At 62.2% G+C, this 13,425-nt stretch carries 9 protein-coding genes, 2 tRNA genes and 2 rRNA genes (1 of these 13 running past the window's edge); all 13 read right to left on the reverse strand.

Annotated elements, in window-relative coordinates:
• A 23S ribosomal RNA gene (locus ACVIJ6_RS34170) occupies positions 1–1,042 on the reverse strand (it extends 1,817 nt beyond the left edge of the window).
• A gap of 518 nt (positions 1,043–1,560) precedes the next feature.
• Positions 1,561–1,636 (reverse strand) — tRNA-Ala (locus ACVIJ6_RS34175).
• A gap of 75 nt (positions 1,637–1,711) precedes the next feature.
• A tRNA-Ile gene (locus ACVIJ6_RS34180) sits at positions 1,712–1,788 on the reverse strand.
• Positions 1,789–2,025: 237 nt separating this feature from the next.
• A 16S ribosomal RNA gene (locus ACVIJ6_RS34185) occupies positions 2,026–3,514 on the reverse strand.
• The 16S and 23S rRNA genes sit together here with 2 tRNA genes alongside, the layout of an rRNA operon.
• A gap of 574 nt (positions 3,515–4,088) precedes the next feature.
• Positions 4,089–5,828 (reverse strand): nitrilase-related carbon-nitrogen hydrolase, encoded by a 1,740-nt coding sequence (locus ACVIJ6_RS34190; protein WP_456776328.1) that lies wholly within the window; start codon positions 5,826–5,828, stop codon positions 4,089–4,091.
• A gap of 11 nt (positions 5,829–5,839) precedes the next feature.
• Positions 5,840–6,829 (reverse strand): acetamidase/formamidase family protein, encoded by a 990-nt coding sequence (locus ACVIJ6_RS34195; protein WP_456776329.1) that lies wholly within the window; start codon positions 6,827–6,829, stop codon positions 5,840–5,842.
• Between the two features lie 39 nt (positions 6,830–6,868).
• On the reverse strand, positions 6,869–7,585 hold the full coding sequence (locus ACVIJ6_RS34200; RefSeq protein WP_456776330.1) for an ABC transporter ATP-binding protein: 717 nt from the start codon (positions 7,583–7,585) through the stop codon (positions 6,869–6,871).
• Positions 7,578–8,294 (reverse strand): ATP-binding cassette domain-containing protein, encoded by a 717-nt coding sequence (locus ACVIJ6_RS34205; RefSeq protein ID WP_456776331.1) that lies wholly within the window; start codon positions 8,292–8,294, stop codon positions 7,578–7,580. The genes ACVIJ6_RS34200 and ACVIJ6_RS34205 overlap by 8 nt, the downstream gene beginning before the upstream one ends.
• A complete protein-coding gene (locus ACVIJ6_RS34210; RefSeq protein WP_456776332.1) occupies positions 8,294–9,358 on the reverse strand; it encodes a branched-chain amino acid ABC transporter permease in 1,065 nt (354 codons plus the stop codon). The genes ACVIJ6_RS34205 and ACVIJ6_RS34210 overlap by 1 nt, the downstream gene beginning before the upstream one ends.
• A gap of 11 nt (positions 9,359–9,369) precedes the next feature.
• Complete coding sequence (locus ACVIJ6_RS34215) at positions 9,370–10,242, reverse strand: ABC transporter permease subunit (RefSeq protein ID WP_456776333.1); 873 nt, start codon at positions 10,240–10,242, stop codon at positions 9,370–9,372.
• Between the two features lie 95 nt (positions 10,243–10,337).
• Entirely contained in the window at positions 10,338–11,576 is a 1,239-nt protein-coding gene (locus ACVIJ6_RS34220) for an urea ABC transporter substrate-binding protein (protein ID WP_456776334.1), read from the reverse strand.
• Between the two features lie 9 nt (positions 11,577–11,585).
• Complete coding sequence (locus ACVIJ6_RS34225) at positions 11,586–12,251, reverse strand: ANTAR domain-containing response regulator (protein ID WP_456776335.1); 666 nt, start codon at positions 12,249–12,251, stop codon at positions 11,586–11,588.
• A complete protein-coding gene (locus ACVIJ6_RS34230; RefSeq protein WP_456776336.1) occupies positions 12,248–13,408 on the reverse strand; it encodes a transporter substrate-binding domain-containing protein in 1,161 nt (386 codons plus the stop codon). Before ACVIJ6_RS34230 ends, ACVIJ6_RS34225 begins: the two co-directional genes overlap by 4 nt.
• Positions 13,409–13,425: the final 17 nt, after the last annotated feature.

Consider the following 13,425-nt stretch of genomic DNA (forward strand, 5'->3'; position numbering starts at 1 on the left):
GACTCCCGGATAGTACTCTCAGGTATTCGGAGTTTGGTTGGGTTTGGTAAGACGGTAAGTCCCCCTAGCCCATCCAGTGCTCTACCCCCTGAGGTATTCGTCCGAGGCGATACCTAAATATCTTTCGCGGAGAACCAGCTATTTCCCAGTTTGATTGGCCTTTCACCCCTAACCACAAGTCATCGGAGCCTTTTTCAACAGGCACCCGTTCGGTCCTCCAGTGAGTGTTACCTCACCTTCAACCTGCTCATGGCTAGATCACTAGGTTTCGGGTCTAATACAACGAACTTGACGCCCTATTCAGACTCGCTTTCGCTACGCCTACGCCTATCGGCTTAAGCTTGCTCGTTAAATTAAGTCGCTGGCCCATAATACAAAAGGTACGACGTCACCCAGAACGCATCTTGGGCTCCGTCTGTTTGTAGGTGTCCGGTTTCAGGTCTATTTCACTCCCCTCGTCGGGGTGCTTTTCACCTTTCCCTCACGGTACTGGTTCACTATCGGTCGCTGAGGAGTACTTAGGCTTGGAGGGTGGTCCCCCCATGTTCAGACAGGATTGCACGTGTCCCGCCTTACTCGAGCATGAATGTTCGCATTACCCATACGGGGCTATCACCCTCTGAGGCCCTGCTTTCCTGACAGGTTCTGGTTGGCTTACATTCATGACTGGCCTGGTCCGCGTTCGCTCGCCACTACTAGCGGAGTCTCGGTTGATGTCCTTTCCTCCAGGTACTTAGATGTTTCAGTTCCCTGGGTTCGCTTGAAACCTCCTATGGATTCAGAAGTCTCATACCTTCTCTTGATAACCGGAAATCCAAAACCTCGACGACTTGCATCGTCATGATCTTGAAGCCTCTCGGTCTCCCAATCGAACCCCAAAACCAAGGTCTTGGAGTTCCGGCTATCGAAGGTGGGTTTCCCCATTCGGAAATCCGCGGATCAAAGCTTCTTCGCAGCTCCCCACGGCTTATCGCAGCGTAGCACGTCCTTCATCGCCTCTCAGCGCCAAGGCATCCACCGAACACCCTTAAGGCACTTGATTGCTCTCATTATCAATGTCCACACACTCGGCAGAATGTTGTCAGCTCCTCACCTGCCCCGTAGGACAAGCGTCAGGAAGCCGCAGGACACTGATTAGAAAGACCAGCTTGCTTCTTAAGATCGAACCGATCGCCGTGCGGTCAAGCGCAGCGAACAGAGTCATTTACAACAGACCGGATGCTTCACAGCTTCCAGCCTGCGCCGAAATGACCCGGAGATAGTGAAGGCGTCGGTGCAAAGTCGAAACGCGGACCGCTTGCGCGGTGGCATTTCATTGCACGACCCAACTCGGATCGATCTCCTCTTCACGATGTCAGATAACACGCAGTCTCCTGTAGTCCCGGTGAGGACCAGAAGATGCGAAATGTTGTCTCGCGGACGAATTTGAACACGCAGGCTGCAGCCCGGCTTCGCCAAGTGGCTACGCCAGGCAACACGCTACGCCCTTCGGCTCCTGCGTCATTGATCCAGCGTCATCCCAACCTTGGCCGCGCCACGCGCAGCCCGAAGGCCGAAGCGTGGTGGAGCCTGTCGGGATCGAACCGACGACCTCATGCTTGCAAAGCACGCGCTCTCCCAGCTGAGCTAAGGCCCCAAAACCGGAAGACGAATGCTCAAAGCCTCGCCTGTTCGGAGCATGGCCGTGCCACGCGGTGCCGAAGGCGAAGCGTGGTGGGCCTGGGAAGACTTGAACTTCCGACCTCACGCTTATCAAGCGCGCGCTCTAACCAACTGAGCTACAAGCCCTAACGCTCGAAGCTCGTCACCGCCCTGCCCGCGAAGGTAAAACCAACGAAGGCCAAGCAGCAAACGCGCAGCCCCAGGCAGCGTGTTCGTCCGCGAAGAAAGAGAAACGAAGACGGCGAAATCCCGCCAATGGAACTCAACCCGATCTGGCGATCGTGTCGGTCCCTGATGTTTCTAAAACAGCTCGATAGAAGCGACAGATCCGAAGATCCGACCTTGCTGAAGAGCCATCCTTAGAAAGGAGGTGATCCAGCCGCAGGTTCCCCTACGGCTACCTTGTTACGACTTCACCCCAGTCGCTGACCCTACCGTGGTCGGCTGCCTCCATTGCTGGTTAGCGCACCGCCTTCAGGTAAAGCCAACTCCCATGGTGTGACGGGCGGTGTGTACAAGGCCCGGGAACGTATTCACCGTGGCGTGCTGATCCACGATTACTAGCGATTCCAACTTCATGGGCTCGAGTTGCAGAGCCCAATCCGAACTGAGACGGCTTTTTGAGATTTGCGAAGGGTCACCCCTTAGCTTCCCACTGTCACCGCCATTGTAGCACGTGTGTAGCCCAGCCCGTAAGGGCCATGAGGACTTGACGTCATCCCCACCTTCCTCGCGGCTTATCACCGGCAGTCTCCTTAGAGTGCTCAACTAAATGGTAGCAACTAAGGACGGGGGTTGCGCTCGTTGCGGGACTTAACCCAACATCTCACGACACGAGCTGACGACAGCCATGCAGCACCTGTGTTTCGGGCTCCGAAGAGAAGGTCACGTCTCTGCGACCGGTCCCAAACATGTCAAGGGCTGGTAAGGTTCTGCGCGTTGCGTCGAATTAAACCACATGCTCCACCGCTTGTGCGGGCCCCCGTCAATTCCTTTGAGTTTTAATCTTGCGACCGTACTCCCCAGGCGGAATGCTTAAAGCGTTAGCTGCGCCACTGGTGAGTAAACCCACCAACGGCTGGCATTCATCGTTTACGGCGTGGACTACCAGGGTATCTAATCCTGTTTGCTCCCCACGCTTTCGTGCCTCAGCGTCAGTATCGGGCCAGTGAGCCGCCTTCGCCACTGGTGTTCTTGCGAATATCTACGAATTTCACCTCTACACTCGCAGTTCCACTCACCTCTCCCGAACTCAAGATCTTCAGTATCAAAGGCAGTTCTGGAGTTGAGCTCCAGGATTTCACCCCTGACTTAAAGACCCGCCTACGCACCCTTTACGCCCAGTGATTCCGAGCAACGCTAGCCCCCTTCGTATTACCGCGGCTGCTGGCACGAAGTTAGCCGGGGCTTATTCTTGCGGTACCGTCATTATCTTCCCGCACAAAAGAGCTTTACAACCCTAGGGCCTTCATCACTCACGCGGCATGGCTGGATCAGGGTTGCCCCCATTGTCCAATATTCCCCACTGCTGCCTCCCGTAGGAGTTTGGGCCGTGTCTCAGTCCCAATGTGGCTGATCATCCTCTCAGACCAGCTACTGATCGTCGCCTTGGTAGGCCATTACCCTACCAACTAGCTAATCAGACGCGGGCCGATCTTTCGGCGATAAATCTTTCCCCGTAAGGGCTTATCCGGTATTAGCACAAGTTTCCCTGTGTTGTTCCGAACCAAAAGGTACGTTCCCACGCGTTACTCACCCGTCTGCCGCTGACGTATTGCTACGCCCGCTCGACTTGCATGTGTTAAGCCTGCCGCCAGCGTTCGCTCTGAGCCAGGATCAAACTCTCAAGTTGAACTTGAAGCTTTGAACCGGCTGATCACAACGTTTGACGAGGTCCCACCAATCGATCTCCACGCTTCACAGCGCGAAAACCATGGTGTTACCTTTGAAACATTGTCCGCCGAAGTCTTCTCGTCCGATCTCAAATGAAAGCCGAAGCTCCCACCCGAGACCCGCAAGGACTCCGCCGTCCACGTTTCTCTTTCTTCATCTTCACTTGTCAAACAGCCCGTACTAATTAGTTCACCTCGAACTACTTAGTACATCAACTTCTCTGGTCTCTTTCGCCGTCGAAGTCCCCGTTGCCGGGGCGCTTCACATAGCTGATTTTCAGAGACCGTCAAGAGCTTTTTTTGAAGAAAAACTCAGGAGCCAATCAGACGAAAACAACATCAGTCCCGAAAGTCGGGGGCCTCAGTCATCAGTGATGTCCGGCTGGCGTGGTGGTGAGATAGTGCGATGCCGCATCCCGTGCAAGAACTTTTTGCGACGGCTGTGAAGAAATGTGGACAGCGTGGTCACACCCCGCTCTGGGCCCCCTCACACGGCGTTCTCGTTCCATTTTGAGACGGAACGCGCGCGCAGCGTCAGAAATTGCTCGCGCTTGGTTGCACCAGCGCACGATAGGAGTGCGGCATGCGCATGCAGACGAGATCCTTCCGCCGAACGACGTTGGTCGGATAGACGCTGTCGAGATTGCTGGTGTCGATCTCCGCCGTCGCAATCCCCTCCCCGCCCTCGATGATCGCCTCGCGACGCGGGAACGCGAACGTATCCGGACCGAACACGCCGCTCAGCCCGGGATAATCATTCGCCGCATCGCACACATTCGCGAATGCGAAGTAGGCGTTGTTCTCGCCACCGCGAACGCGGAAGTGATGCCAATGGTACGGATCGGCTCCGGTCGGGATCGGCGGCAGCTGCGCGACTTCCGTTCCCGCATGCGCCGCACTGAACGTCCCCTTCAGCGCTGCAGGACAGACGATCAGGTCGCAACCGCGCAACGCGAGCACCCGGCCCGCTTCCGGAAAGGCGGCGTCGTGGCCGATCAACACACCGATCCGCCCCATCGGCGTATCGACGACGACCCACGCATCTCCCGCACTGGCCCAGCTGCGCTCGGCGGTCGTGAGATGCGTCTTGCGATAGTTACTGATTTTACCGTCGGGCGTGACCAGGACGGCTGAGTTATAGATGGTGTTCCCGTCTCGTTCCGCAAGTCCGCAGACGAGTGTGAGCCCCTGCCCCGCCGCGATCTCGGCGAGCTGGGCCGTGATGCGGCCCGGGATCGGCTCCGCCGCGGCAGCCGGATCGGTCAACCCTGTTGCCGCAAGCTCCGGAAACACCACCAGTTCGGCGCCATCGGCCTTGGCGGCGGCGGCGACGTCAGCGATGCGCGCCAGATTGGCGGGGACGTCCGACGTCGGCGCGAATTGCGCGACGCTGATGCGCGAGCGTTTGCCCACCGGCCACGGCTGATGACCGTACAGGCCGAAGAAATCGCGCGGGTTCCAGCTGTAGGTGTTGGTGAGCAACTCCGGATACAGTTCCGGCCGGCGCTGCGCGAACACCGGCTCGCCGAGCACGCGCCGCGCCCTGGCTGCAGCGAGATCGATCTCTGCGAAGGCAACGCCGTCGCCCTTGTCGATCACCGCGGCCAGCGTGCCGTCGGGCGCGATGACGCAGCTGCCGCCGGAGAACTGCACGGTGCGCTCCAGCCCCCAGCGATTGCTCTCGATCACGTAGCAGGAATTCTCGAAGGCGCGGCTGATCCAGTATGGCGCCGGCGTGCGCTCGGCCAGCCAGTTCGAGATGTGGCAGATGATATCGGCGCCGCCGAGCGCCATCAGCCGCGCGGTCTCGACGAAATGGATGTCCATGCAGATCAGGAGCGCAATGCGGCCGATCGGCGTCTCGAACACCTGATTGTGCAGGTCGCCGGACGCCGCCCATTTCGGCTCGGAGATATAGGGATGGGTCTTGCGGTGCCGGCCGATCACGCCGTCCGGGCCGATCAGCACCGCGCTGTTGTAGTAGATGTCGTCGTCATCGACCTCGGGCATGCCGAGCACGACATAGCAGCCGTGTCGCTTGGCGAGCGCTGCGAAGCGGTGCGTGGTCGCGCCCGGCACCTTCTCGACGAACGGCGCCACCTCGGCGCGGTCGTACCAGCAATAGCCGGTCGTGCCCATTTCCGGCGTCACGATCAGCTTGGCGCCGGACGATGCGGCCTGCTCGCACAGCGCGAGCAGACTTTCGACATTGCGCTCCTTCTCGCCCAATGTCGGCTCGAACTGGACGGTGGCGACCTTGTATTGCAACGACATCGCTTGTGACCTCAGACCAGGAACGATTTCTTGATGGAGGCGCCGAGCGTGTATTTCGGGTCGACCATGTTGCCGAGCCGGACGCGCCCGGCCTGGGTCAGCAGCATGTAGGCGTCGATCTCCTCAAAGCCGTAATCGGCCGCCATCCAGCGGCACAGCTCGCGATAGGCGATGCGCGCCGCGTCCTCCATCGGCCGCGCCGAGCCGATCGTCATGATGAAGTCCTTGGTCTCTAATCGCGGCCAAGCGATGTGCCGGCCCTTGATCAGATCGACCTGCACCGTCGTGACGGTCGGATGCTCGATCGCGACGCCGCACAATTCGCCGTCGCCCTGCGCCGCATGGCAGTCGCCGAGATACAGCAGCGCGCCCTTGGTATTGACCGGCAGATAGATGATCGCGCCAACGCCGACATCCGGCAGATCCATGTTGCCGCCATAATAGTCCGGGACCAGCGAGGAGATCGCCTCGATCTCCGGCGAGGTGCCGATGGTGCCGATGAACGGCTCATAGGGCAGCGTGATCTTGTCGTTCCATTTGGTGCCGTTTTCGGCCGTGATTTCGAGTTTCTTCACCCGCTCCGGCAACGCCGGATTGAGCAGCGCGGTGTTGCCGGTCGAGACCAGCCCGCCGAAATCCGGCATCACCACGGTGGTGCCGCGCGGCTGCGGCCCGCGCGGCACGATGCTCTCGATATAGACCGCGAGCGTATCGCCCTTCTCGGCGCCGTTGACGTAGATCGGTCCGTTCTGCGGATTGAGGAAGGGGAAGTTCAGGATCTTCGACGGGCTGTCGGTCTCGTGCTTGATCGCGCCCTCGAACGCGTCATGGGTCTCGGCGGAGACGACGGCGCCGGGATCGACGGTCAGCACCGGCGCGACATAGGGGCCGTAGACGTAGTGATACTTGCCCTGATCCGTCTCGGTGATGACGTGATGGGCGCCGCGCGCGCCCCTCGCCACGCCCTTGCGGGCCATGATCGACTCCGACTGCCAGGCCATGCTCGTTCTCCTTATGCTCGTTATCAGCGTTTCTTTGCTTCAGACCGCGAGGTGGCGGCGCATCTCGGCGGCATCGTCGAGCGCCTCGCGCGCGAGGCTTGCGGTGATGCGGCCCTTGTCCATGACGTAAGCGCGCTGCGCCATGGCGCGGATCATGTCGAGGTTCTGCTCGACCAGGATGATGGTGACGCCGGTCCTGCGGTTGAGCTCGACCATGTTGCGGGCGATGTCCTGGACGATGTTGGGCTGGATGCCCTCGGAGGGCTCGTCGAGCAGGATCAGATGCGGATCGGCGATCAGGACGCGACCGATCGCGAGCTGCTGCTGCTGGCCGCCGGACATCGTGCCAGCGCGCTGGCTCCAGCGCTCCTGCAGGATCGGGAACGCGTCCACCACACGCCGGCGCCCCTCCTCCGGAATGCCGCCGCCCTTGATCGCAGCCCCCACCGCAATGTTCTCGCCGACCGTCAGCCGCGGAAACACGTCGCGGCCCTGCGGCACATAGCCCATGCCGAGCCGCGCGCGCTTGTGCGCCGGCAATTGCTCGACGGCCTCGCCGCGATAGACGATCGAGCCGCTCATGGCCGGCACCAGCCCGATCAGGCTCTTCATCAGGGTCGATTTGCCGACGCCGTTGCGGCCGATCACGGCGACGATCTCGCTCTCGCGGACCTCGATCTCGAGGCCCTGCAGCACCGGCTTGCCGCCATAGCCGGCGCGCAGACCCAAAGTGGTGAGGATGACTTCCTTACGCATACGCCTGCCCCAGATAGATCGCCGCGACGCGCTCGTCGGCCACGATCTCGTCGATCGAGCCCTGCGCGAACACCTGGCCGAGATGCAGCACGGTGACGCGCTGCGCGACCTGGCGCACGAACGCCATGTCGTGCTCGATCGCCAGCACGGTCATGCCGGCCGCGTTCAGCCGCCGCACCATCTCGCCGGTCATATGCGTCTCCTCCGGCGACATCCCGGCGGTCGGTTCGTCGAGCAGCAGCAGCCGCGGCTTCAACGAAATCGCCATGCCGATCTCCAGCCACTGCTTCTGGCCGTGGCTGAGATTGCCGGCGAGTTGCGCCTGCTCGGCTTCGAGATTGAGAAAGGCAAGCAGACGATCAATCTCCTTGTCGAGCGCAGCACCATGCAGCCGGCTCTGCAACGCGATCTCCAGATTCTGCCGCACCGACAGCCCCTTGAACACGCCGGGCACCTGGAACTTGACCGAGAGGCCGCGGCGGATGCGGGCAAAGGATTTCAACGCGGTGATGTCCTCGTCGGCGAACCAGATCTGGCCGCTGCCGGGATGGTGCTCGCCGAGGATCAGCCGGAACAGCGTGCTCTTGCCGGCGCCGTTCGGTCCGATCAGGCAGTGGATCTCGCCCTGCTCCAGCACGAGGTTGACCGAATTGGTCACGTGCAGGCCGCCGAAATGCTTGTTGAGGTCGCGCAATTGCAGCAACGGCATCACGCGGTCTCCTGCTTGCGCCGCACGACCCGCTTCGTGGCCCAGGTAATGAAGCCGAGCACGAGGCCGTTGGGCGCGATCAGCACCGTCAGCACCAGCAGCACGCCCATGAATACGAGCGCATATTGGCTGCCATAGATGGTCAGCGCCTGGAAGCCGGAGAGCACCACCAGCGTGCCGATGATGGTCGCGGTGAGATCGCTGCGGCCGCCGACGGCGACCCAGATCAGCGGCAGCGAGGCCGCCGTCATGCCCATGCTGGAGGGCGTGATATACTGCCCCCACACCGTGTAGAGCACGCCGGAGAGGCCGGCGAGCGCAGCCCCAATGACGAAGGTGATCAGCTGATATTTTCTGATGTCGTAGCCCAGCATCTCCGCACGCTCGGGATTTTCCCGGATGGCGACGATGACGTTGCCGAACGCGGAGTTCATCAGGATGCGCAGGCCGAGATAGACCAGCACCAGCATGGCGAGCACGACATAATAGAGCCCGACATCGGCGAACAACACGATCGGCCCGCCGAACCAGGGAATGGTCAGCGGCGGCATCGCACTCATGCCATTGAAGCCGTTGAGCCTGGCTGCACCGATGCGCCATTCCGGGCCGGCGGTCTGGGCCATGAAGCGTTCGAGCATCAGCGTCACGGCGAGCGTGACGATACCGAGGAAGACGCCGCCGATGCGGCCGAAGAACATGAAATAGCCGAGCAGCGCCGCCACCAGCGCGGCCATGCCGACGGCGAGCAGCAGCGCGATCCAGGTGAAGCCGTAGGACGCGCCGAAATTGATGGTGAGGATGCCATAGCCGTAGCCGGCGATGCCGAAGAACGCGGTCTGGCCGAACGACAGCGCGCCGCCATAGCCCCAGATCAGGCTGAGGCTGAGCGCGATGAACACCCAGACGAAGAAGTAGACGGTGTTGCCGACGGTATAGCCGTCGCTGAACAATGGATAAGCCAGCGCGCCGGCGAGCACGAGCGCGAACAGCGCCCAGAAGGCGGGACCGCGGCCGAGCGTCTGCGGGCCTTCAAGACGGCGAAACAGTCCGAGAAATCCGGTCATCGGGCCAGTCCTCAGGTCCGTTCGCGCAGCACGAAGCCGGAGATGCCCTTCGGCAGCACCCGGACGACGATGATGACGGCGATCAAAAGCCCGATCTGGCCGAACAGCTGGCCCTGCCAGGAGGTCATGCCGGATTTCACGATCGCGAGGATGCCCCCGGCCGGCGCGGTGCCGAGGAAGACGTCGGCGCCGCCGATCACCACGGTGACGAACGCCTCCATGATGAAGGTCGCGCCCATGGTCGGCACCAGGGTCATGGTCGGCGCGTAGAGCCCGCCGGCGAGGCCGGCGAGGCCTGCTCCGCAGGCGAAGGTCAAGCTGTAGATCAGCCGGGTATCGACGCCGAGCGCCGCCGCCATATGCGGCACCTGGATGGTGGCGCGCGCGAGCACGCCGAACCGCGTCCAGTTGAACAGCGCATAGAGCGCGCCGAGCACCGCCAACGCCGCGACGAACAGCACGATGCGGTAGATCGAATAGGAATAGGCGCCGACCTGGAAACTGCCGAACGGCGTGCCGACGCCGGCCATGGTCGATCCGACCATGATCAAGGTGCCCTGCGTCGCGATCAGGCTGAGGCCCCAGGTGGCGACGATGGTGTCGAGCGGTCGCTCATAGAGATGCCGGATGACGAGCAGCTCGACCAGCACGCCGACGAATGCCGAAGCCAAGGCGCCGCAGAGAATGCCGAGCGGCAGCGGCAGGCCGGCGTGCACGGTCGCGGCCGTGACATAGGCGCCGCACATGATGAACTCGCCATGGGCGAGATTGATCACGCCCATCATGCCGAAGATGACCGCGAGCCCGCAGGCCGACAGGACCAGGAACGCGAATGCGTCGCCGAACTGGTAGAGCGCAGAAAAAGCCAGGGTTGCGATGTCCATGTCTTCGATCAATGTGGGAGCGGAAAGATGAGCGTGACGATCGGAGAGCGAGCCGCTCCGGCGTGAGGGGACGCCGGAGCGACCGCGGCCGCCGGTCAGGGTTTCGGCGGCGGATTCGACGGCGTGTATTGCGCCATCGGATCCTTCTTGGTCAGGTCACAGCCGGCCTCGCCCAGCCAATACGGCTTGATGTCCTCCCAGATCTTCGGAAAGGAGATCGAGTGGTCGGCGCCGACCTTGGCGAGGTAGATGGTGTGCGACATGTGCTGGCTCTTCGGGTCGATGCAGACCTTGCCTTCCGGCGCGTCCATGCACACGTCGCCCATCGCGATCACCTTGCGGATCTCGTCGCGATTGGTCGATTTCGCCCGCTCCACCATCTGTTTGTAGAGATAGACCGCGAGATAGGAGTTCTCAGCCTCCTGGTTCACGTAGGGCTCGCTGGGGAACTTGGCCTTGAACTTGGCGTAGAACTCCTTGCTCTTCGGACTGTCGATCTCCTCGATGTAGTTGGTGGTGACGTACATGTCCTTGAGGCTCGGCGGCTTGAAGCGCTTGTGCTCATAGCCCTGGCCGACATTGACCGACGAGGCCATCGGCAGGTTGACGTTGGCGGAGGCCGCCTGCTCGTAATAGGAGGCCTGCGCGGTGCCGACCAGCAGGGTCACGACGAAGTCGGGCTTGGCCTTCTGGATGTTCTGGATGCTTTGCGAGAACTGCGACACGCCGAGCGGGATGAACTCCTCGCCGGCCATCTCGCCGCCATTCTCCTTGACGATCTTGCGCACCCACTCGGCCGAGATCTGGCCGAAATTGTAGTCGGCGGCGAGCGTGTAGACCTTCTTGCCGTAGGTCTGCATCATGTAGGGAATGAGCGTCGAGAACTGCTGCTCGGGCACGGCGCCGGTCACGACCATGTGGCCGTCGCAGACGCCGCCCTCATACTGGTTGTTGTAGAAGGCGAAGCCGTTGAACTGGTCGACGATCGGCCGGTAGGCCTCACGCGAGGCCGAGGAGAAGCCGGCGAACACGACATCGACCTTGTCCCGCTGCAGCACGCGGCGCATGAACTCCTGGTAGCGCGTGTTGTCCGACTGGGTGTCGTAGGTCACGAGTTCCAAGGGACGGCCCATGATGCCGCCCGACTTGTTGATCTCCTCGGCCGCCAGCTGGATGGCGTGCACCTTGCCGATGGTGGCGGCGGCGAAGTCGCCGGACTGGTCCTCCAGCACGCCGAGCTTGATCGGGTTTTCCGCAGCATAAGCGCCTGACGCGAAGACAAGCGTCCCCGTGAGGGCCGCGGCGCGCAGCCCCCGCAATCCAGATCTGGTCATGTGATGCTCCTACATCGCTTGCTTGTTGACGCCTTGCAGCGTGATGCTGCTCGGGCGTTCCGGCGTATCGGGCGGCCTCGCCCGTCTCTTCAGGAACTCCTCGCAATAGAGCTCCAGACTTTGCCGCGCCCGCATGCTGTCGCGGCGGAGCGCGGAATAGGCGTCGTCGTCGTTGAGACCGGTCTCCTGCATCAAAGTCACGACGGCACGGATCACGGCCCTTCGGCCGCGCCGGCGGCTCTCGAGGTCCTGCAGCTTCTCGTACATGTCGGTGCGCAGCAGGAACTGGTTGATGCCGAGGAACAGCGCGGTGTAGACGGCGCCGCCATGCACGGGCTTGCGCAGGAACGAGGTGGCGCCGAGATTGACCAGCGCCTTGAGCCGGCTCGGCGCCTCCACGCCGACCAGTCCGATCACCGGGACGGGCGGCAATTTCGACGCCGGGTTGACCTCGATGGCGACCGCGCCTTCGAGATCGCCGTCGATGAACAGAATGTCGCGCTCCGGCAGCAGCGCGCTGACGTCGATCTGGGCGCGGCCGTCGACGATCTCGGGATATTCGCAGGCGACGCCGAGCTTGGCGAGGGTCGTCTCCAGCGTCGTCTCCCAGCCAGCCCGCCGGGTGATGACGAGCGCGCGGCCGCCCTTGAAGTTCTGCAGCAGTCGGAAGGTCATGACTTCACCATTCGGAGCAGCGGAGGACGCATGGATGTCGCGAAGCGCGGCGACGACTGCACGAGATAGGGATCGGGCGCGATCGGCTGCCGCGCTTCCAGCAGCAGCTCGAACTGACCGTCGCGAGAGGACCGGCCGATCCGCGGCGTCAGCCAGGCGTGATAGGTCTGCGGATCGATCCGCACCTCGCCCTGCGGGGCCGGCAGACGCTGATTGGCGACAGCGCAGCGCACGAAGCGCGACTCGTCGGTGCCCGCCTGAGCGAGCGCCGCGGCCAGCAGCTTGACCGCGATATAGGACGCCTCGGCATCGGCCGAGACCACCGGACCATCGGGAAAGGCGTGCGTATAGGCCCGCAGGAAGGCCGCATTCTCCGGAGAGTTCAGCGAGGAGAAGTACACGCTGGAGGACAGGTGGCCGTCGACCGCCTCGGTCCCGATCTCCTGCAACTCCGGCTCGGACAGCGTGCAGCTCGCGACCGGGATGTCGTTCGCCTGGTCGATTCCGGCGGCACGACAGGCCGCGCGGAAGGCGCGGAAGAACGCATAGGCGCTGGTGCCGATCAGATTGTTGAAGACGAAATCCGGACGCTGTTCGAGAATGGCCGCGATCACCTGGTCGAACTCGGTGTCGCCGACCGAGAGATAGCGCTCGGCCAGCACGCTGCCGCCGCGGGCGCTGAGCGCCTCGCGGAAGATGCGGTTGTTCTCCCAGGCCCAGATGTAGTTGGAGCCGACGCAGAAGGCGCGCTTGCCGACGCGCGAGGCGAGAAAATCGACCAGCGGCAGCACGTGCTGGTTCGGCGCCGCGCCGGTATAGATGACATTGTCGGAGCTCTCGAAGCCTTCGTAATGCGACGGGTACCAGAGCAGCCCGTCGAACTTCTCGAAGCAGGGAATCACCTCCTTGCGGCTCGACGAGGTGTAGCAGCCGACCACCTGGCGGATGCCCGAGCCGAGCAGATCGCGCGCCAGCGCGCGATATTGCGCGAGATCACCGGCTGGATTGACCACGACGGGCTCGAGCGCGATCGGGCCGTTGCCGGCGTTGATCTCGGCGAGCGCGAGCTGCGCCCCGTTCAGCATCGAGCGCGCGACGACGCTGTACGATCCCGTCGTCGAGAACATCACCCCGATGCGATACGTCGTCCGTGTCATCCCGTATCCCAAAACAA

Source organism: Bradyrhizobium sp. USDA 4369 (assembly GCF_054056435.1).

Bases quoted from the DNA above. Each gene is read 5' to 3' on its own strand.
- ACVIJ6_RS34190 (WP_456776328.1), bottom strand. From the start codon at position 5,828: ATGTCGTTGCAATACAAGGTCGCCACCGTCCAGTTCGAGCCGACATTG.
- ACVIJ6_RS34195 (WP_456776329.1), bottom strand. From the start codon at position 6,829: ATGGCCTGGCAGTCGGAGTCGATCATGGCCCGCAAGGGCGTGGCGAGG.
- ACVIJ6_RS34200 (WP_456776330.1), bottom strand. From the start codon at position 7,585: ATGCGTAAGGAAGTCATCCTCACCACTTTGGGTCTGCGCGCCGGCTAT.
- ACVIJ6_RS34205 (WP_456776331.1), bottom strand. From the start codon at position 8,294: ATGCCGTTGCTGCAATTGCGCGACCTCAACAAGCATTTCGGCGGCCTG.
- ACVIJ6_RS34210 (WP_456776332.1), bottom strand. From the start codon at position 9,358: ATGACCGGATTTCTCGGACTGTTTCGCCGTCTTGAAGGCCCGCAGACG.
- ACVIJ6_RS34215 (WP_456776333.1), bottom strand. From the start codon at position 10,242: ATGGACATCGCAACCCTGGCTTTTTCTGCGCTCTACCAGTTCGGCGAC.
- ACVIJ6_RS34220 (WP_456776334.1), bottom strand. From the start codon at position 11,576: ATGACCAGATCTGGATTGCGGGGGCTGCGCGCCGCGGCCCTCACGGGG.
- ACVIJ6_RS34225 (WP_456776335.1), bottom strand. From the start codon at position 12,251: ATGACCTTCCGACTGCTGCAGAACTTCAAGGGCGGCCGCGCGCTCGTC.
- ACVIJ6_RS34230 (WP_456776336.1), bottom strand. From the start codon at position 13,408: ATGACACGGACGACGTATCGCATCGGGGTGATGTTCTCGACGACGGGA.